The organism is Pseudomonas mandelii, from assembly GCF_002251635.1.
GTDB classification, from domain to species: Bacteria; Pseudomonadota; Gammaproteobacteria; order Pseudomonadales; family Pseudomonadaceae; genus Aquipseudomonas; species Aquipseudomonas mandelii_B.
This window is the reverse complement of record NZ_NMOJ01000095.1, coordinates 35,935-55,397: the sequence shown is the minus strand read 5'-3', so window position 1 is coordinate 55,397 and position 19,463 is coordinate 35,935. Positions and strand designations below refer to the sequence as shown.

The window sequence follows — 19,463 nt, the reverse complement described above, 5'->3', positions numbered from 1 at the left end:
ATCGCGAGCAAGCTCGCTCCCACAGGTGTCCGCCGTGTGCTTCCCGGAAATTGTGGAAAACAATATTCACAAGCTCTCAAAGCGCGACATAAAGCCGCTGCAAATAGTTGTTTTGTCACGCTTTTGACTTGTCCCCGTTTGCTGTGGAGCTGGCTGTGAATAACGTGGGAGTAGCTGTCTGAGAGCCTTTGAATCCGTGGCTTGCAGCGATGTGGTTGTTTTTTGATCAGCTGTTTTTGCTTGACCCGGAACAGGCTTTGTCAACCTTTTTGTTGGCGACCACATCGGCTGAAAATGTGATGGACCAGCCTGTGGATAAGTCTGTGGTTAAACTCTGGAAAGACTCGGCTGAAGGCCGTAGTTACTGGCTTGGCGCCATCGTCGGTTTGACCAGTCCATCGTGCAAAATGCCATGGGCTACACCGCTGGCATTCGAGGGTCAAGCGAAAAACTTTGTAATCTGCCCGCAAAGCCTTGTGGATAGCGGCTCCCGGCTTTTCCACTTGCCCCCGGAAATTGTGGACCTGCCTGTGGATAACGTGCGCGTACATAGCTGCAGGCCACGCCCGGCAAGGCGTTGCCATGATTGATTACTTTTTATACAAAAACACGATGGTTGCCCGTGGGAGCGGGGCCGGGCATGCTGCCAGCTGATTTTCTATTCCAATGGCTGTCCATTAGCCGAAGCAAGGAGAACACGATGTCCAACACCCTGTTTATTACCGGCGCGACCTCCGGTTTTGGTGAAGCCTGTGCCCGTCGTTTTGCCGAGGCCGGCTGGAAACTGGTGCTGACAGGCCGTCGTGAAGAACGCCTCAATGCCCTGTGCGCCGAGTTGTCGAAGCAGACCGAGGTGCATGGCCTGGTGCTCGACGTGCGTGATCGCAAGGCCATGGAGGAGGCGATCGCCAATCTGCCGCCGTCCTTTGCCAAGTTGCGCGGGCTGATCAACAACGCTGGCCTGGCACTGGGCGCTGACCCTGCGCCCAAATGCAGCCTCGACGATTGGGAAACCATGGTCGACACCAACATCAAAGGCCTGCTGNACGCCACTCGCCTGCTGTTGCCACGCCTGATTGCCCACGGTCGCGGTGCCGGTATCGTCAACCTCGGCTCCGTTGCCGGCAACTATCCGTACCCCGGCAGCCACGTGTATGGCGGCTCCAAAGCGTTCGTGAAGCAGTTTTCGCTGAACCTGCGTTGCGACCTGCAAGGCACTGGCGTGCGTGTGACCAACATCGAGCCAGGCCTGTGCGAGAGCGAGTTCTCGCTGGTGCGCTTCGGCGGTGACCAGGCGCGCTACGACGCCACCTACGCCGGTGCCGAGCCGATCCAGCCGCAGGACATCGCCGACACCATCTTCTGGGTGCTCAACACCCCGGCGCACGTCAACATCAACCGTCTTGAGTTGATGCCGGTGAGCCAGACCTGGGCTGGGTTTGCGATTGAGCGTAATGCCAAGGCTTAAGGCCGTGTAACGGCCAATCGCGAGCAGGCTCGCTCCCACAGTAGATTTTCTTTGGCCACATTATTTGTGAACAACAGAGATCAAATGTAGGAGCGAGCCTGCTCGCGAAGGCGGTCGATCAGTCAGCGAAGATAATCGACCAGCCCGCTGTAGCAAGTAGCCAGGTGATAAGGCGTGGTCGATGGCATGTCCTTGCGGCTGACTTCGCCCTGCTCATCGCGACATTCATACCACCCTCCTGCATGCAAAAAGCGTTGCTGCAATGCCTGCAATTGGCGTTGCACCGTGCCTTCGCTGTTTGGACGCAGGGTCAGGGCGCGCAGGTATTCAGCCTGGGCCCAGATGCGCTGGGTGGCATCCTTCGCCGAGCCATCGAGACCAAGCATTGCCGCTACGGCACCCGTCTTCGGATCAACGCCCAGTTGTTCGGTGAGTACAAATGCACGGTCCAGCGAAACATGCAGTTTTGAACCGTGCAGCAGTGGCGAAGACTCCAGCAGGAAATACCACTCGAACTGATGCCCCGGTTCAAACCAGTTATCCACAGCGCCCAGCGGCTTCTCCATCAACACGCTGTGTTGCGGGTCGATAAAACGCTTCTGCATGGCTGTGCATAACTCGACCAGCGCGCGCTGTACGGCGATGTCTTCGCGCACCGACAGGGTCGCGAGGAAAGCTTCGGCCAAGTGCATCAGGGGGTTTTGCAGGGGGCCAGAGTCGAGCGAGGACCAGTCACGCTCGAGGCTGGCTTCATACAGGCCGTCGCCCGTGGCGAAGCGCTGGGCCAGCACTTCCAGTGTAGCATCGAGCACCGACTCCACCAGCGGCTCACGCACTTTGGCCCAGTAGTGGGCGCAGGCGAAGATGATGAAGGCGTGGGTGTAGAGGTCTTTGCGCTTGTCCAGCGGCTTGCCGTGGGCGTCGATGCTGTAGAACCAGCCGCCGTGCTCGGCGTCGTGAAAATGCTGTTGCAAGGAACGGAACAGCGCAGCGGCGCGTTCCTCGGCGGCCGGCACCTGGCCGATCAGGCTGGAAAACAGATACAGCTGTCGCGCGCAGGCCATCGCCCGATAGCGCTGGGGGGGCAGCGGTTGATGCCCGGCGTCCAGCGCTTCATAAGGCAACGCCATGTCGGCATTCCAGCCGGGGCCTTGCCAGAGCGACACGATCACGTCCTGGAAATGCTGTTGCACCGAGGCGAACAGAGCGGTCAATTCAGGCTGGGAGGCGGAGCGGGAAACAGGCGGCATTGGCTGGCGTCGTCACGGCAGGGTTGATTGCGCGACATGTTAGCAGAGAGCCAGGCTTGAGAGAGGCGGTGTCTGTNCNGNCGCTATCGCGGGCAAGCCCGCTCCCACAGGTGNNCGCNAATCAAATGTGGGAGCGGGCTTGCCCGCGATGAGGCCGGTTCAAGCGNTAGAGAATCAGCCCGCCAGTAACCAAACTCCGGTCGCCGCCGAAGCCGCACCGGCCAATCGAACCAACGGTGCCGCCGCTTGCGGCAACACGCGCACCACGCCATAACCCGCGGCATGCAACGCAGCCGTCGCCGCGACAAACCCCGCCGCATACGCCCAAGGGCTCGACATGTCCGGCAACTCCAACCCATGGGCCACACCATGGAACAGCGCAAACAAAGCCGTCGCACCGACTGCCACGCTCAACGGCGGCCGCACCGCCAGTGCCACTGCCAGGCCCAGCGCCAGCACCGACGCCGCAATGCCGCCTTCCAGCGCCGGCAGGTTCAGTCCTTCAAAACCCAACAGTCCGCCAATCAACATGGTGCCGACGAACGTGCACGGCAGCGCCCAGCGCGCGGCGCCTTTCTGCTGCGCTGCCCACAAGCCGACCGCCAACATCGCCAGCAGGTGATCAAGGCCGCCAATCGGGTGGCTGATGCCGGCGATCAAACCGTTGTCGCCGTGGCCCGGGTGAGCGAAGGCGATGGCCGGGGTCAGCAGCAGGGCCAGGGCGCCCAGGATGCGTTTCAGTGTCATGGATAAGCTTCCTTGTTGATAAGTCGAGATCAGGCTGCGGTCAGCAGGCCTTGGCGTTCGATGAAGGCGATGATTGCTTCCAGGCCCAAACCGGTTTTCTGATTGCTGAAGACAAACGGCTTGCCGTTGCGCATGCGCGTGGTGTCGCTGTCCATCATTTCCAGCGACGCGCCCACCAGCGGCGCGAGGTCGACCTTGTTGATCACCAGCAAGTCGGACTTGCAGATCCCCGGCCCACCCTTGCGCGGCAGCTTGTCGCCGGCAGANACGTCAATCACGTAAATGGTCAGGTCGGACAGTTCCGGGCTGAAGGTCGCCGACAGGTTGTCGCCGCCGGACTCCACCAGAATCAGATCCAGCCCCGGAAAGCGACGGTTCAGTTGATCCACCGCTTCGAGGTTGATCGAGGCGTCTTCACGNATNGCCGTGTGCGGGCAGCCGCCGGTTTCCACGCCGATGATGCGCTCAGGCGCCAGGGCTTCGTTGCGNACCAGGAAATCGGCGTCTTCGCGGGTGTAGATGTCGTTGGTCACCACGGCCAGGTTATAGCGATCGCGCAGGGCCAGGCACAGCGCCAGCGTCAGGGCGGTCTTGCCGGAACCCACCGGGCCGCCGATGCCGACACGCAAGGGTTGTGTATTCATGTGCTTCTCCAAGTAAAAAGGNCTTAGGAACGGAACAGTCGGCTGTACTGGCGCTCGTGGGCCATGCACGCCAGGGACAGGCCGAACGCGGCGCTGCCGAAATGTTNGGGGGCGAGTCGGCCGGCGTCCTGCTGGGCTTGTTGCAGCAGCGGCAGCAGTTCGCTGGTCAGGCGCTGGGCGGCTTGCTGGCCCAGGGGCAGCGTCTTCATCAATACGGCGAGTTGGTTTTCCAGCCAGCTCCATAGCCACGCCGCCAGCGCATCTTGCGGGCTGATCTGCCAGGCGCGAGCGGCAAGCGCCCAGCCGAGGGCCAAATGTGGCTCAGGACGCTGCTGGAGAAAGGCGCGGGCCGGCGCATCGAGTTCCGGCAAGCCGTTGAGCAGTTGTTGCAACGAATAGCCCATCTGCCGGCTTTCCTGGTGCAACTCGCGGGTTTCCCGGCTGGCGCGATGTTCTTCGCAGCGTTGCAGCAACTCAGTCCAGTTTTCTTCGGTGGCGGCGGTGCAATGGGCGAGTAGCAGCGGCGCTTCGAAGCGTGCCAGGTTCAGCAGCAANTGATCGCTGATCCAGCGTCGCGCACTGGCGGCGTCATTGACGCGCGCATTTTCCACGGCCATTTCCAGGCCCTGTGAATAGCTATAGCCGCCAATCGGCAGTTGCGGACTGGCCAGGCGCAGCAGCGCCCAGGCCGGGTTCATAACCGGACGCCGAACTGGTGCAGTTTCGGCGGGTAGTTGAAGTCCTCGTCGCCGTGGCGTGAATGATGATGGCCACCGCCATAGGCGCCGTGTTCCGGTTGGAACGGTGCTTCAATGGTTTCGGTGTGGGCGCCCAATTGTTCGAGCATGGCCTTGAGCACGTAATCATCGAGCAGGCGCAACCAGCCATCACCGACTTGCAGGGCGACGTGGCGATTGCCCAGGTGATAAGCCGCGCGAGTCAGTTCGAACGCGTTGGCGCAAGTGACATGCATCAGTTGCTCGGGGCGGGCGCAGACACGGACGATGCGCCCGTCTTCGGCTTGCAGGCACTCGCCGTCATACAGTGGCGGCTGACCGCGCTCCAAAAACAANCCGACGTCNTCACCTTCGGCACTGAAACAGCGCAAACGGCTTTTGCTCCGGGCCTCGAAGGTCAGGTGCAACTCGGCGGCCCAGACGGGTTGAGGGTCGATTCTGCGATGAATCACCAGCATCGGGAGGCTTCCAGCATTGGACAATGTTCAGGCTAGAGCAAGGGGCTTGCCAATCGGGCGATACGTAGGAAATACCTGTCGGAGCGGAGTGGGTGCTTCAGGAGGCTGCAGGATTCTGACCTGCAATGGTGCGAGGATTTTTCGGCGGCACCAAATTGATGCCTTGACTGGTTTTTGTGGGAGCGGCGGTGCGACGATTCGACGTGCTCACGAAAGCGTCGGCACAATCAACATTGATGTGGCCGACATTCCGCTATCGCGAGCAGGATTTATTCGGTGCTGCCCAGGCCTTGCCAGTGTTTGAGGCCGATGAAGATGAAGCGCAGTTGTTGAGTGATTTTTGCCTGTGGTGTCAGGTGCTCGGGTAGCGCCTCGGGCGGCGGATCGATAATGTCCGGCAAGGTCGCGAACACGCTTTTGACGATCAGGTCCGCCATGACGCTCAGGCCGGCGATGTCCAGATGCTGCAATTTCGGCATCAAGGACAGGTCGGCCGCGAGGTCCGAGCTGATGTCTTCACGCAGGCGGCCAATGGCCTGGCGCACGGGCAGCGATCCACCGTACTGCTCGCGGGCCAGGAACAGGAATTGCGAGCGATTGGCCGAGACCACATCGAGGAAGATCCGCACGGACGCATCGATGATGCCGCCCATGACGAACTCATTGTGGCGCACCAGGCGGATGGTGGCGCGGAAGGTCTGGCCGACTTCGCTCACCAACACGAGCCCAAGCTGGTCCATGTCGTCAAAATGACGATAGAACCCGGTCGGCACGATCCCGGCGGTCTTGGCCACTTCGCGCAGGCTCAGGCTGCCAAACCCACGGCCACACTCCATCAGGTGNCGGGCAGCGTCCATCAGGGCGTTGCGGGTTTGTTGTTTCTGTTCGGCGCGGGGCAGCATCGCAAGGGTGTTTTTCTGGACAGGGACAGCGGCGCACTCTAGCAAATCGGCTTCGCTGGCGTCGAACGACTAATCGGGGGATCAAGCGGGGATATGCAACTTCCAACAAGGCCAAACCCTATAAAGTCAAAAGCCCAATCCGGGGATTGGGCTTTTTTTCAGGGCCGCCATGGGCTCAGCTCAAAGCGCTGTTGCGTTTGATTACACGGTCACCACCACCTTCGGCCAGGGTTTGACCTTGTGGAGTGCGGTCGGAACCATCAGCAGCCAGGGTCTGGCCTTGTGGAGTGCGGTCGGAACCGCCTTCGGCCAGGGTTTGACCTTGTGGAGTGCGGTCGGAACCATCAGCAGCCAGGGTCTGGCCTTGTGGAGTGCGGTCGGAACCGTCAGCAGCCAGGGTCTGGCCTTGTGGAGTGCGATCGGAACCGTCAGCAGCCAGGGTCTGGCCTTGTGGAGTGCGGTCGGAACCATCAGCAGCCAGGGTTTGGCCTTGTGGAGTGCGGTCCGAGCCATCCTGAGTGATCAGGCCTTTTTCTTTCAGGCGATCATTGCCACCTTCGGCAAGGGTCTGGCCCTGTGGAGTGCGGTCGGAACCATCGGCAGCGACGGTTTGGCTGAACACCGAGCGGCTGTCTTTGACTTGTGGAGTGGCTTGGTCAGCAGCAGGCAGAGCGAAAGCGGTGCTGGCCAGCATTGAGAGGGTAAGGCTAAGCAGTAATTGGCGTTTCATGATGGGTTGCTCCTTGGGAGGGCGATAAAGTGGGTACAGGGCTAATGCTACTCTCGATAAGTCGATATAAAAGTTCATAAACACAATGGTAATAATCAACGGAATTGATTGTTCCGTCGAAGCGCTCTAGAACGGGCGTCTCCGGCGATCATTTTTGCCCTGCGATGGGTATTTTCGACCCACTCGTGCCGCACAAAAGTGCGGGGGCGGTAACGCCGGATTCGGGGGCAGTCTCTCCCCGGTCGATTATTTGAGGATTAATCGGTGTTTGGTTTAAACCTGTGGGCCGTTTTCCAGTCGTAGTTTCCATGGCAGGCCGGTTCTGGCCTGACGTTTCACACGTGCGTCGCAGTCAGGACGCTCAGTCGTATCAGGAGCCCTGTGCAATGACGCGCACTCGTAAAATTGTTACCTGGACCTTCGCCAGCCTGATTGTCTTGCTGGCGGTATTGGTTCTGATCATCGTGTTCTTCGATTGGAACCGGATCAAACCGCCCCTTAACGCCAAAGTTTCTGAAGAGCTGCATCGTCCGTTCGCCATTAATGGCAACCTCGCGGTGGTCTGGCAGCGCGAGCCCGACGAGGGCGGTTGGCGGGCCTGGGTGCCGTGGCCGCACGTGGTGGCCGANGACCTGAGCCTGGGCAACCCGGATTGGTCGAAAAAACCACAGATGGTCACGCTCAAACGCGTCGAACTGCGTATTTCACCCCTGGCTTTGCTGGCGCAGCGGGTGGTGATCCCGCGTATTGATCTGACCGAGCCGAGTGCCGACTTGCAGCGCCTGGCCGATGGTCGCGCCAACTGGACTTTCAAGTTCGACCCCAAAGACCCCAACGCTGAACCGTCCAGTTGGGTGGTGGACATCGGTGCCATCGGCTTCGACAAGGGCCACGTCACCCTCGACGACCAGAACCTCAAGACTCAGCTCGATGTGCTGATTGATCCGCTGGGCAAACCGATTCCGTTCAGCGATATCGTCGGCGACAAAGCCGCAAAAACGGCGCAGGAGAAAGGCGCGGCTCCCCAGGATTACGCGTTCGCGCTGAAGGTCAAAGGCCAATACCACGACCAGAAACTCGCGGGCGAAGGCAAGATCGGCGGGTTGCTGGCGTTGCAGGACGCGGCCCGGCCGTTCCCGCTCCAGGCACAAGTGAAAATCGCCGATACCCGCGTCGAACTGGCCGGTACGCTGACCGATCCGCTGAACCTCGGCGCCCTGGACCTGCGCCTGAAGCTGGCCGGCACCAGCCTGGGTAATCTCTATCCGCTGACCGGTGTGACCCTGCCGGATACGCCGCCCTACGAGACCGACGGGCATCTGATCGCCAAACTGCATGAGCCCGGTGGCGCGGTGTTCCGCTATGAAAACTTCAACGGCAAGATCGGCAACAGTGATATCCACGGCGACCTGAGCTATGTCGCCAGTCAGCCTCGGCCCAAACTCAGCGGCAAACTGGTGTCCAACCAACTGCTGATGACCGACCTTGCCCCGTTGATCGGTGCCGACTCCAATGCCAAGCAGAAAGCCCGTGGCGGCGAAAGCAAACAACCGGCGACCAAGGTGCTGCCGGTGGAAGAGTTCCGCACCGAGCGCTGGCGCGACATGGATGCCGATGTCGAATTCACCGGCAAGCGCATCGTCCACAGCGAAAAACTGCCGTTCAAGGACCTCTACACGCATCTGGTACTGACAGACGGCGTCCTGAGTCTTGAACCCCTGCGTTTCGGCGTGGCGGGNGGCAAGCTGGATGCACAGATTCGCCTGAACGGCCGCATCACACCGATGGAAGGCCGCGCAAAACTCACCGCGCGTAACTTCAAGCTCAAGCAGCTGTTCCCAACGTTTGAACCGATGAAAACCAGCTTTGGTGAACTCAACGGCGATGCCGATGTTTCCGGGCGCGGCAACTCGGTGGCCAAGCTGTTGGGCAGCGCCAATGGCAACTTGAAAATGCTGATTAACGACGGCGCGATCAGCCGTGGCCTGATGGAAATCGCCGGGCTCAACGTGGGCAACTATGTGGTGGGCCGCCTGTTCGGCGACAAAGAAGTGAAGATCAACTGCGCGGCCGCGGACTTCGGCATCAAGACCGGCCTTGCGACCACTCGCCTGTTTGTGTTCGATACCGAGAACGCGATCATCTACATCGATGGCACCGCAAACATGGCGACCGAACAGCTNGACCTGACGATTACCCCGGAATCCAAAGGCTGGCGGTTGATTTCGTTGCGGTCGCCGCTGTATGTGCGGGGCAAGTTCATCAAGCCGGATGCGGGCGTGAAGGCGGTGCCGCTGATTTTGCGTGGCGCGGGGATGGTTGCGCTGGGCGTGATTGCAGCGCCGGCGGCGGGGCTGCTGGCGTTGGTGGCACCGAGCGGGGGTGAGCCAAATCAGTGTGCGCCGTTGTTGGAGCAGATGAAGGCGGGGAAGGCGCCGGTGACCGTCAAGCCCACAAAATAGTGTGGGCGCCTTCGCGGGCAAGCCTCGCTCCTGCAGGGGAATACTGAACCTGTAGAAGCGAGGCTTGCCCGCGAAGGCGATCTGAAAGGCGCTAAAGGTCTTTCAGAATATCCGCCATGTCGTCGGCGTGTTCTTCTTCCTGGGCCAGGATTTCTTCGAAGATGCGACGCGTGGTCGGGTCTTTGTCGCCGATGTATTGGATGATTTCGCGATAGCTGTCCACCGCGATCCGCTCGGCCACCAGGTCTTCGTAGACCATTTCCTTCAAGTTCTTGCCCGCCACGTATTGCGCGTGGGAGTTCTTCGACAGCAGGTCGGGGTTGAACTCCGGCTCGCCGCCCAGTTGCACGATGCGCTCGGCCAGTTTGTCGGCATGCTCGGCTTCCTGGGTCGCGTGCTCGAGGAATTCATCGGCGGCGACGCTGGCTTTTAGGCCGTTGGCCATGAAGTAGTGGCGCTTGTAACGCAACACGCAGACCAGCTCAGTGGCCAGCGATGCGTTGAGCAGGCGGATGATTTCCTCGCGGTCGGCGTCATAGCCTTCCGTCACGGCGCCGTTTTCGACGTTCTGGCGGGCGCGTGAGCGCAGGGTCGCAACGTCAGTCAAATGTGCTTCAGTCATCTCAATCTCCTGGTGCTAATCCGGTTTTGCGCCACGCTCTGCCGGCGTGATCGCTCCAAGTTGTGAGTCTTGGGCGGGGCAAAAANNATCTGAAAGGCGCTAAAGGTCTTTCAGAATGTCAGCCATCAAGCCAGCGCATGCCCGGACAGCAACGCCTCCTCGCGCAACCACGCAAAGAACGCCCGCACCGGCGGATGTCGTTCGCGCCCAGGTACGCAAAGCGCGCTGTAGCCGGCGCCATCCACCTGAACGTCGCCCCGGTAGGCGACCAGCAAACAGCTGGCCACGCTTTCCGACACCAGGATATTGCTCGCCAGCACCAGGCCTTGCCCGGCGATCGCCGCTTGCAGGGCGTAATGCTCCTCGTCGTATTCACGGACCGCCGGTTGCCCGGTCAGCCAGGTCTCGCCGGACTGCGCGCACCAGGCCGCCCAGCCGTGGGCGTACAGTTTGGAGTTGTGCCAGCGCACGCTGATCAGCGTGGGCGCCCGGTCGGCCGCCAGCGCCACTTGCTCGGGCGAGCCATAGACACCGAACGATTCGTCGAACAGGCACAGTCCATACAGGTTTGGGTAATCACCCAGGCTGTAGCGCACCACCAGGTCGACGCTGGCGTCCTGATGCAGATCGATGACCTCGCAATGGGTGTCCAGGCGCAGGCTGATATTCGGATGGCGGGCGTAGAACCGACCCAACCGCGGTACCAGCCACAGCGCTGCGAAGGCGGCCGTGGTGGAAATCGTCAGGCTCGCGCTGCTGCGTTGCGGGCGCAAGGTGTCGACGCTTTGCGCCACTTCCAGCAACGCGCCGTGCAGGCTGCGATACAACCGTTCGCCGCCGTCGGTGAGGCGTACTTGCCGTGGCAGCCGCTCGAACAGCTGCACACCGAGCCAACTCTCCAGCGAGCGGATCTGGTGGGACACCGCTGTCGGTGTCACTGAGAGTTCTTCGGCGGCCGCCTTGAAACTCAGCAGGCGCGAGGCAGATTCGAAGGCGCGCAGGGCGGTCAGCGGCAGCGAGGCGAACATTTAAATACTCCATGGATGAAATAAACTCATCCAGACTGATTTCTGCTCAGTTGAAGAAGGGCGGCTGCGAGCATCAATCTGCAGGCCACAGGCAGTTTAGCCCTTAAGGAGATTCAGATGAGCAAGATTCTTGCGATCCATGCCAGCCCTCGTGGCGAGCGTTCCCACTCCCGGCGTCTGGCGGAAGTGTTTCTTTCTGCCTGGCAGGCGCGACATCCGCAGTCGCAGCTGACTCGCCGGGAAATCGGTCGGGCATTGATACCGCCGGTCAACGAAGCCTTTGTGGCTGCGGCGTTTTACCCCGAGCCCCACGCACGTCCCTTGTCGATGCAGGCCGACCTGGCGTTCAGCGATGAACTGGTCGGCGAGTTGCTCGGTCACGATTTGCTGGTAATTTCCACGCCGATGTACAACTTCAGCGTACCCAGTGGCCTCAAGGCGTGGATCGATCAGATTGTGCGGCTCGGGCTGACGTTCAATCACACTCTGGACAATGGCGTGGCGCAGTACGAGCCGCTGGTGCACGGCAAAAAAGCGCTGATCGTCACCAGTCGCGGCGGCTTCGGTTTCGGGCCCGGCGGCGAACTGGAGGCAATGAACCATGCCGATCCGTTGCTGCGCACCGCGCTGGGGTTCATAGGCATCACCGACATCACCGTGGTGGCCGCCGAAGGCGAAGAGTCGGCCGAGCGCACATTCGCGATTTCGCTGGCCGAGGCCGAGCAGCGTTTGCTGGCGCTGGCCCGGGCGTTCTGATGGCCTGGCTGTTTCTGCTGATCGCCGCCGGGTTCGAAGTCACCTTCGCCATGGGCATGAAGTACGCCGAAGGCTTTACCCGGCTCTGGCCATCGCTGATCACGGTGGTGGCCGCCGTCGGCGGGATTTACTTCCTGACCCTGGCCATGCGCGAGTTGCCGGTGAGCATCGCCTACCCGATCTGGACCGCCATCGGTTCACTGGGCACGGTGTTTCTCGGCTTTGCGCTGTTGGGCGAAAGCCTCACGGCGATCAAACTGGTGTCGGTGGGGCTGATCGTGGTGGGCGTGGTGGGGCTGAAGTAGGGTGGATGTCATAGACTGGTCGTCGAGTTGTCATCTTGGGTGACGATGCTTGGCTAATGTCTTGCATCGCGCCTTGCTTCATCTCACCGATCACAAGGATGTCCGCCCATGTCGCAAGGTTCTGCCACGCGTTATCCGTTGGTGCTGGTCCCGGGAATGCTCGGGTTTATCCGTCTGGTGCTGTATCCGTACTGGTACGGGATCATTTCGGCGTTGCGCCGGGGCGGGGCGACGGTGTTTGCGGTGCAGGTGNCGCCGCTGGATTCCAGCGAGGTGCGCGGTGAGCAGTTGCTGGCACAGATTGAAGAGATTCTGCGGGAAACGGGGGCCGAGAAGGTCAACCTGATCGGTCATAGCCAAGGTTCGCTCACGGCCCGTTATGCGGCCGCCAAACGCCCGGATCGCGTGGCGTCCGTCACGTCGGTCGCAGGGCCGAATCATGGCTCGGAGCTGGCGGATTATCTGGAAAAACATTACCCGGCGGACACCGCCAAAGGTCGGCTGCTGGCGGTATTGCTGCGGTTTATCGGCGCGTTGATGAGTCTGTTGGAAACTGGTTATCGCGGGCCGAAATTACCGGTGGATATCCACGCCTCCCACGAGTCCCTGACGAGTGCAGGCGTGGCGGCGTTCAATCAACGTTATCCACAGGGCTTGCCTGAAACGTGGGGCGGGCAGGGCGCCGAAGTGGCCAACGGTGTGCGCTATTACTCATGGTCCGGCACCTTGCAGCCGGGCAAGACTGATCGCGGGCGCAACCTGCTGGACGGCACGAACCGCAGTTGCCGGCTGTTCGCCCGCAGTTTTGTGCGCGAAAAGGGCCATTGCGACGGGATGGTCGGGCGTTACAGCTCGCACCTGGGGACGGTGATTGGCGATGAATATCCGATGGATCACTTCGACATCGTCAATCAGTCGCTGGGGCTGGTGGGGAAAGGGGCGGATCCGGTGCGGTTGTTTGTCGAGCATGCGGCCCGGTTGAAAGCGGCTGGCGTGTAAACGTCAGTTGGACCGCGTTATCGTTNGGTCAGGCGACGCTAACCTTGCGGGCCAACACGGTGGTCCAACGCTCCGAAAGCACCACCCCACCCAGCGTCAACACCCCACCCACCAGGTGATACAGCGCCAGCTGTTCATGCAGCACTACCGCCGCAATCAACGCCGTAATCAACGGCAGCAAATTGAAGAACAGCGTGGTCCGGCTCGGTCCCAGACGCACCACGGCTTGCATCCACGCCAACGGCGCCAGCATCGAAGCCAGCAAGCAGGCATAAAGCACCAGCGGAATATTCTGCAAGGTCGGTCCGACCTTCGGTGAAGCAACAAACAGCGGAAACAGCACCACCACCGCCACCAGCACCTGCAAATACAACAACACCAGCGGCGGCAAGCGCAGCTGCCATTTTTTCAGCAGCGTGCTGTAGATCGCATAGGCCAGCGTGGCGATCAGCATCATCGCGTCACCCAGGTTCACGCCATGCTCCAACAGCGCGCCCAGGCTGCCGGACGACACCACCACCAACACCCCGGCGAACGACAACACCGCGCCGGCCAATGCGCCCGCCGTCAGGCGCTGACCGAGGCTGACGATGGCCATGGCCAGCGACATCAAGGGCATCAGCGACAGGATGATCCCCATGTTGGTGGCGGTAGTCAGCGTTGCGGCGAAGTACGCCAGGCTNTGATACACGGCCATGCCGAGCACGCCGAGGATGAAGATCTTGCCCAGGTTCGGGCGAATCATCGGCCAATGGGCAATCACCGGCTTGAGCATGAACGGCGTGAACAGAATCCCGGCCAGCAGCCAGCGATAGAAGCCGATTTCCGCGGGGTAGATCACCCCGGCTGACATCTTGGTGATCACGGTATTGCCGGCCCAAATAAAAATGGCCAGCAGGGGATAAGCGTATTGCATCAGAAAAACCATCAACGTTAGTGAGGAGCGATTATCCGCTTGTCTGGATGCAAGCCTATACTTCGATCCAGACAACCTGCCCCGAATGACGGACAGCATGACCAGTAAACACATCGACCTGCTCGACTTCGCAGAATTGCCGTCCCCGGTCTATTTCCGTTATGCCGATTTCGACACCCACGAATATGCCTCGGCCCACCGTCACCCGTGGGGCACCCTCGAGTATTCGGCCAACGGTGTGTTGCACATGGAAATCGGCAGCCGCCGTTTCATGTCGCCGCCGCAATACGCCGTGTGGGTGCCGCCTGAGACCGAGCACAGTTTCTATAGCAATCAACCGATCAACTATCGTGCGGTCTGCCTGGCGCCGGCGTTGTGCCGCGCGTTGCCGCAGCAAGCATGCACGCTGGCGATCAGCGACATTCTCAAGGCGATCCTCAAGGACTTCGCCGCCCGTGACGTGAAAATTCCCGAACACGACGCGGACAAACGTCTGGCGCAGGTGTTGGTGGACCAGTTGCAACAGGTGCCCATCCAAGAGTGTTATTTGCCTTACGCCAGCAGTTCGGGACTGCTCGTAATACTTGAAGCCCTGCAAGCCGAACCCGGGGACAATCGGCCATTGGCACACTGGGCCGCGCAGGTCCACGTCAGCGAACGCACCTTGGCGCGGCAGTTTGTCCGTGAGCTGGGCATGAGTTTCGGCGAGTGGCGGCAACGCTTGCGCTTTCTCGCGGCGATCGAAGCGCTGGACAGTCAACGCAGTGTTCAGAACATTGCCTTTGACATGGGTTACAGCACGGGGTCGGCATTTATTGCGATGTTTCAACGTCAGGCCGGGTGTACGCCTGAGCAATATCGGCGGCAACGGGTTGTCTGAGGTAAGGAAGTAAGTTTGTGTTAGAAGGTTTAAGTGGTGAAGTTTCTTACAGGCTAATCGGAATTGCACTTCATTTGATCAAGTGTTTAACGTTGTACGCTAGTTGCATAAGCCGTTCTTCTTCAGCTTACTTATGCAGAGTATCAATGTGACCACTTCAACCCGAATCGATGAAACATCAGTAACCGCTACACAACAAAAAAGCATTCACCACGAACTTATAAAAAAAGCTATCCCCGAATGGATACGCCAGACTTCACCCCATAGGATCAGCGCGTTAAAAAGCGCGATAGCCCCTCTTCCAGAATGGATCATCTCCGCTTCACCGATGCAGCGCGCCGCCCTGCAGCGTGCGTCGGAGGAAAGCTGGCGCGCGCAGAACGATGTCGACCGGATGTTGAGCGAGGCGCAAGACGTCTACGCCTTTGCTGAACCGCTGCTTCGTCAGGCGTTGAAAGACCAATACGGTGTGGACGTCGATGTGAAGGAAACGTTTTTGCAGTTGTTTTCTCCGCCTCACTTATCGCCATGGGCCAATAATTTCAATAACGGCGTGGAATCGCGCATTGTTTCGCTGCTGGATGCGGCATTGCATAATTTTTCGGATAAAGAAGTATTAACCTCTGATTCGCAGTTTATTACCCGGCCCGACAAGTCGAATCGATTCGACATCACCGGTATTCGCAACAACATGAGTATCGATCAATTCAAGACGCTGTGCCGACGTCTGGATATCGGTGCTAAATATAAAGTGCATCTCGAAGACTATGTGCGCCCGGTCGATGGACTGGCGCGTGCTGTGGTGCAGCAAAAAATCAGTAAAAGCCAAAAGGCTGCGTTAAAAGCAGCCCTGTATCTGGCCAGCCTCAAAAATGACATCTCGGGAAGTGGCTATCTGGCCGTACAAAGTCTGCTCAAAGATGTTAAAGCGTGGAAGATGGACGGTCTTCCCGTTCATTACTATCAGCTGAAAATGCTCGATGTACAGTTGAGAGGCATCGTGCTGATCGCGCCTGATCTGCATCTCCACGACAGCGCCGCCCGGCGAGTCATTGCCTATGTGCCGCACGATCCGGAACATCCACTGAAAGAGTACGCCTCGAAGGCCGAGTTCGCCCGTGAGCTCACTCGTCAATTGCGTGACTCCCCAAAGGATTCGACAAACAGCTATCAGCAGTTCTTCAGCCGTTTTGTCGACCATCAACAACGGGGGCGCTTCTTCGCAGCACTCAACGCCGCGCTGGTGGAAATCACCCAGCACGACAAAGTCCCGGGCGTCGATCAGCCGGTGTGGCGCGAAACGCCCATCGAGAATCCGCGCCTGCATTTTGACCACGTTCGGTTCGAGAACGACACCCATACATTGTTTAGTGGCGACCCTTGGCGCTATCTCTACCAGCAACAGCAAAACAAAATCCTGAACGATGCCCGGGAAATGGTGATCTCGACGCAAGATGCCGATCGAATGGAGCGCTGGGCGTGGTTCGACAACCTGGAAAAAATGCTTTCCGACATCTTCAATGCTGCGTTGATGGTGGTGGGGCCTTTCATACCCTTTGTGGGCGAGGTAATGATGGGTTACATGGTTTATCAGTTGGTCAGCGAGGTCGTCGAAGGCCTTGTGGATCTGGCTGAAGGTCTCTATCTGGAGGGGGCCGAGCACATCATTGGGTTTGTCGAAAGCGTGATCCAGTTAGCGGCCTTCGCCGGCGGCATGAAAATCGGCAGGGAGGTTGTACTGCCCAGGTTGTCATCGTTCATCGAGTCGACAACACCGGTCACGCTTGCCAACGGCGCCAAACGCCTATGGAGCCGCGACCTGGAACCCTATCAGAAAAAAAACCTGACCCTGGCTGCGGATTCAAAGCCTGATGAAACCTGGCTGCACCGGCATGAGGGCAAGCCGATTCTCAAGCTGGACACCCGGCACTTCGAACTGACGAAAGATCCACAGAGCAGCAAACACCGGGTTAAACATCCGACCCGCTCCGATGCCTATCAACCCGTGGTGGACAGCAACGGCGAAGGTGCCTTCGTGATTGAAGGCGAGCAGCCCCACACCTGGGATGACTCGACTTTGATGGCGCGACTCGGGCCAGACATGGGTGAGTTGGCCGAATCCTACGGCGACATCCGCATGGTCAGCCAGACCGACGCCAGCGCGATCCGCCGAATGTATGCCGACAATCAGCGGCCGTCGCCCTTGCTCAGCGATACCGTGACCCGGTTCCGTATCGATCGCGACATTCAGGCCTTCATCGAGCAGATGGGCAGCGAACGTGCGCAAGATTACTTGAGCGCCGATCCCGAGATGCAATTTCAGTTGCTCGATGGTCTGTGGCCGGGCAATGCGATTGAACTGGTAGACGCCCGTGGCGAAGTGCTTCGGGTCATTGGTCGCGTGGATGGGCCGCGTGTCCGGATAAACAGCAATCGTCTGTCTGACGTTGATCTGGTCAAGCGGCTGTTATCGCACCTGGATGACGCACAGCTGAACACCTTGTTGAACGTCGAGTTTCGTATTGCGCCCAGCACGCAGGAAATGAACGCCAAAAATCTGCGGGCCGAGTTGGCGAAACGGGCCAAGAGCAAGCGCACGTCGCTATTCGACGCGCGTTATCGGCGTATCGAAGCCGCCACGAGTGACAGCGCCAAAACCATCCAGGCCAAAGTGCCGGGCCTTCCCGGCACTGTTGTCCGCGAGTTGCTGTCCATCGCCAGGTCCTCCGAAGTCCAGGCGATTGAGCGCGGACAGTTGCCCGCAAGGCTGGAAAACCTCGCGCGTTGGGCGCTTCGAGACGTGCGCATGAGCCGTGCTTATGAAGGTTTTTACCTGGCCTCGGTCGAGAGTGCTGACCTGGACAGACTGGCGCTGCACTCCCTTGAGCATCTTCGCGGCTGGAATCCCGATGTGCGCATTGAAGTCCGGCGGTTCGAGTACAACGGTCACCTGCTCGACAGTATTGGCCAGGACGACGCGGGGATTCGCCGCACGCTCGTCGAGCTTCACGACTCGACATTCGTCGCTTATGACGAAGACGGTAACGCCCTGCATTCGGGCATGGATTTGTTTTCCGCTATTTTGCAGGCGTTGCCGGATGCCGAGCGTAACGCGCTGAACATCCATATCGGCCAGGGACCCAAACTGAAGCTGGCCCTGCGCGACAACGCGTTGAAGCCCTATCAGTTGCTGAAGGTGCTGGACGGTCTGCCGGTTCTTGACCCGCTCACTTACGATCCTCAATGGATGCGCCTGCGTGGCGGCGCGCCGGCTGCTGGCGGCGAACGTGCAGCTCTGGAAGACATCGGTGTGCAATACAGCGACCTGGTCACGGTAGCGTTCCATCCTTCTGTTGCAGCGTTCAAGCAATTCGATTATCTGCGTGGCCTGAAACTGATTCACGACAGCTTTCCACAGGATTACCTCTTTGATCTGTTCGAGGCCCTGAACGCCGCCAATGCGACTGGCGAGGCCGGGCCAGGCCTGGACATCGTTCAAAGCATCGAGGCGTTGCCCGATCTGCAGAAGCTGATGCTGCCAGAGCAGTTCAACGCGTTGACCGGGCGCCTGTTTACCGTAGAGGGGTTGGTACCGCTCTCGGAACTGGAACGAAACCTGGGTTTGAATGCGCGCAATCTGGAACAGACCGGGCGGGCCAAAGCCTACCAGGCGTTATTAGGTTCAGTCCGGGAGAACGGTTTAACGCCAAGTCCGGAGCTAAGGGATTTAAGTGAATATGGAGAGCTGCTGTCCGCAGACGTAGCCACGCCCGGGGAACCGATTCAGGTGTCGGCTCAAACCATGGCCAACTTGAAAATGGCGCAGGAAGCGATCTATCGAGCCAAGGAGCTTCTGCCGTTGTCCGGTAATCAGTTGCCGAGCATGTGGGAAAACGGCGGTTCGGCGATTGCCAAAATCAAAGGCCTGCGAGGGATGGACCTTGAGGAGGGCGGATTCTCCGCCAAACTGACCACCGCCGAAGCCGCTCGCAAAGCCATCGAGATCAAAGGGGGCAATTGTTCGGAGAATTCGAAGGTCACGTTTTCGATTCTGGCGAGCCAGCCCCGGACGTCCAGTGTTCACATTGTCAGGGCCACCCTTTTTGACCATCAATATGTAGTGATAGGGGATGATCTGAGCAATCTCGATGCATTGGTCGTCGCTGACTCCTGGCCGGAATTTCCCGCAGCGCACGTGGCCAGCAATGCACACTTCGATTTTGAAATGCCGCCAGTGACCACACTAGCCCCCGGACCGGCCGTGGCTGAATACAACTTTATCAATGAAGCACCGACAGGGCCTGCGGCATTACCTGCGATTTCCGAGGCGAACACGTTCCGGCAGATAAAAATCAACAAGCTCTATGAGGAGGGCGCGGCATACGCTCAATGGACGTCGTTACGTGAGCTTGGACAGACTTATGCTGTCGAAGGGGGCACGCCGATCTTGTTCGAGCGGATGCCCGCATCGGTCATTGATAAGCGGGTTGATGCCTATCAGCGATACCGGGAAGCCTTCAAGGATCTTCTGGATCCGGTGGTTGATTGAGGGCCATCTG

18 protein-coding genes are annotated in these 19,463 nt (G+C 59.5%); 8 read left to right on the top strand and 10 right to left on the bottom strand.

Features of this window, described 5'->3' with window-relative positions:
* Positions 1–188: 188 nt before the first annotated feature.
* Both B7L09_RS32395 and B7L09_RS14445 read left to right on the top strand, forming a co-directional pair.
* Positions 189–590, top strand: coding sequence for a hypothetical protein (locus B7L09_RS32395; RefSeq protein WP_255142024.1), 402 nt, complete (start codon positions 189–191; stop codon positions 588–590).
* Between the two features lie 110 nt (positions 591–700).
* Positions 701–1,468 (top strand): SDR family oxidoreductase, encoded by a 768-nt coding sequence (locus B7L09_RS14445; RefSeq protein ID WP_094469382.1) that lies wholly within the window; start codon positions 701–703, stop codon positions 1,466–1,468.
* Positions 1,469–1,590: 122 nt separating this feature from the next.
* Here the strand turns inward: B7L09_RS14445 and B7L09_RS14440 are convergent, their stop codons facing one another.
* From B7L09_RS14440 to B7L09_RS14410, 7 genes are all read right to left on the bottom strand, one after another.
* Complete coding sequence (locus B7L09_RS14440; protein WP_094469381.1) at positions 1,591–2,718, bottom strand: AGE family epimerase/isomerase; 1,128 nt, start codon at positions 2,716–2,718, stop codon at positions 1,591–1,593.
* 174 nt (positions 2,719–2,892) lie between these two features.
* Positions 2,893–3,465, bottom strand: a complete 573-nt coding sequence (locus tag B7L09_RS14435; RefSeq protein ID WP_094469380.1) for a HupE/UreJ family protein — start codon at positions 3,463–3,465, stop codon at positions 2,893–2,895.
* A gap of 29 nt (positions 3,466–3,494) precedes the next feature.
* The gene (gene ureG / locus B7L09_RS14430; RefSeq protein WP_094469379.1) at positions 3,495–4,109 is read right to left on the bottom strand and encodes an urease accessory protein UreG; all 615 of its coding nucleotides are present in this window, start codon (positions 4,107–4,109) and stop codon (positions 3,495–3,497) included.
* Between the two features lie 23 nt (positions 4,110–4,132).
* A complete protein-coding gene (locus B7L09_RS14425; RefSeq protein ID WP_094469378.1) occupies positions 4,133–4,807 on the bottom strand; it encodes an urease accessory protein UreF in 675 nt (224 codons plus the stop codon).
* Positions 4,804–5,304: an urease accessory protein UreE gene (ureE, locus tag B7L09_RS14420; protein WP_094469377.1), complete on the bottom strand. Its 501-nt coding sequence runs from the start codon at positions 5,302–5,304 to the stop codon at positions 4,804–4,806. The genes B7L09_RS14425 and ureE overlap by 4 nt, the downstream gene beginning before the upstream one ends.
* Positions 5,305–5,573: 269 nt before the next feature.
* Positions 5,574–6,206: a TetR family transcriptional regulator gene (locus B7L09_RS14415; protein ID WP_094469376.1), complete on the bottom strand. Its 633-nt coding sequence runs from the start codon at positions 6,204–6,206 to the stop codon at positions 5,574–5,576.
* Between the two features lie 175 nt (positions 6,207–6,381).
* The gene (locus tag B7L09_RS14410; RefSeq protein WP_094469375.1) at positions 6,382–6,936 is read right to left on the bottom strand and encodes a WD40 repeat domain-containing protein; all 555 of its coding nucleotides are present in this window, start codon (positions 6,934–6,936) and stop codon (positions 6,382–6,384) included.
* 386 nt (positions 6,937–7,322) lie between these two features.
* Here B7L09_RS14410 and B7L09_RS14405 point away from each other — a divergent pair, with 386 nt between their 5' ends.
* Positions 7,323–9,398: an AsmA family protein gene (locus B7L09_RS14405; RefSeq protein ID WP_094469374.1), complete on the top strand. Its 2,076-nt coding sequence runs from the start codon at positions 7,323–7,325 to the stop codon at positions 9,396–9,398.
* Between the two features lie 91 nt (positions 9,399–9,489).
* On the opposite strand, the gene B7L09_RS14400 is transcribed toward B7L09_RS14405, so the two are convergent.
* Both B7L09_RS14400 and B7L09_RS14395 read right to left on the bottom strand, forming a co-directional pair.
* The gene (locus tag B7L09_RS14400; protein ID WP_094469373.1) at positions 9,490–10,020 is read right to left on the bottom strand and encodes a ferritin-like domain-containing protein; all 531 of its coding nucleotides are present in this window, start codon (positions 10,018–10,020) and stop codon (positions 9,490–9,492) included.
* Positions 10,021–10,145: 125 nt separating this feature from the next.
* Positions 10,146–11,048, bottom strand: coding sequence for a LysR substrate-binding domain-containing protein (locus B7L09_RS14395; RefSeq protein WP_094469372.1), 903 nt, complete (start codon positions 11,046–11,048; stop codon positions 10,146–10,148).
* A gap of 117 nt (positions 11,049–11,165) precedes the next feature.
* On the opposite strand from B7L09_RS14395, the gene B7L09_RS14390 reads away from it, so the two are divergent.
* From B7L09_RS14390 to B7L09_RS14380, 3 genes are all read left to right on the top strand, one after another.
* Positions 11,166–11,804 carry an FMN-dependent NADH-azoreductase gene (locus B7L09_RS14390; RefSeq protein ID WP_094469371.1) on the top strand — a complete coding sequence of 213 codons (639 nt, stop codon included), beginning with the start codon at positions 11,166–11,168 and terminating at the stop codon, positions 11,802–11,804.
* Entirely contained in the window at positions 11,804–12,109 is a 306-nt protein-coding gene (locus tag B7L09_RS14385) for a DMT family transporter (protein WP_094469370.1), read from the top strand. Before B7L09_RS14390 ends, B7L09_RS14385 begins: the two co-directional genes overlap by 1 nt.
* 108 nt (positions 12,110–12,217) lie before the next feature.
* On the top strand, positions 12,218–13,108 hold the full coding sequence (locus B7L09_RS14380; RefSeq protein WP_094469369.1) for an esterase/lipase family protein: 891 nt from the start codon (positions 12,218–12,220) through the stop codon (positions 13,106–13,108).
* Between the two features lie 28 nt (positions 13,109–13,136).
* On the opposite strand, the gene B7L09_RS14375 is transcribed toward B7L09_RS14380, so the two are convergent.
* Positions 13,137–14,024, bottom strand: a complete 888-nt coding sequence (locus tag B7L09_RS14375) for a DMT family transporter (protein ID WP_094469368.1) — start codon at positions 14,022–14,024, stop codon at positions 13,137–13,139.
* A 97-nt stretch (positions 14,025–14,121) separates the two neighbouring features.
* Between B7L09_RS14375 and B7L09_RS14370 the strand changes: the two genes are divergently transcribed.
* Both B7L09_RS14370 and B7L09_RS14365 read left to right on the top strand, forming a co-directional pair.
* Complete coding sequence (locus tag B7L09_RS14370) at positions 14,122–14,904, top strand: AraC family transcriptional regulator (RefSeq protein ID WP_094469367.1); 783 nt, start codon at positions 14,122–14,124, stop codon at positions 14,902–14,904.
* Positions 14,905–15,052: 148 nt separating this feature from the next.
* A complete protein-coding gene (locus tag B7L09_RS14365) occupies positions 15,053–19,453 on the top strand; it encodes a dermonecrotic toxin domain-containing protein (RefSeq protein WP_255142021.1) in 4,401 nt (1,466 codons plus the stop codon).
* Positions 19,454–19,463 lie beyond the last annotated feature (10 nt).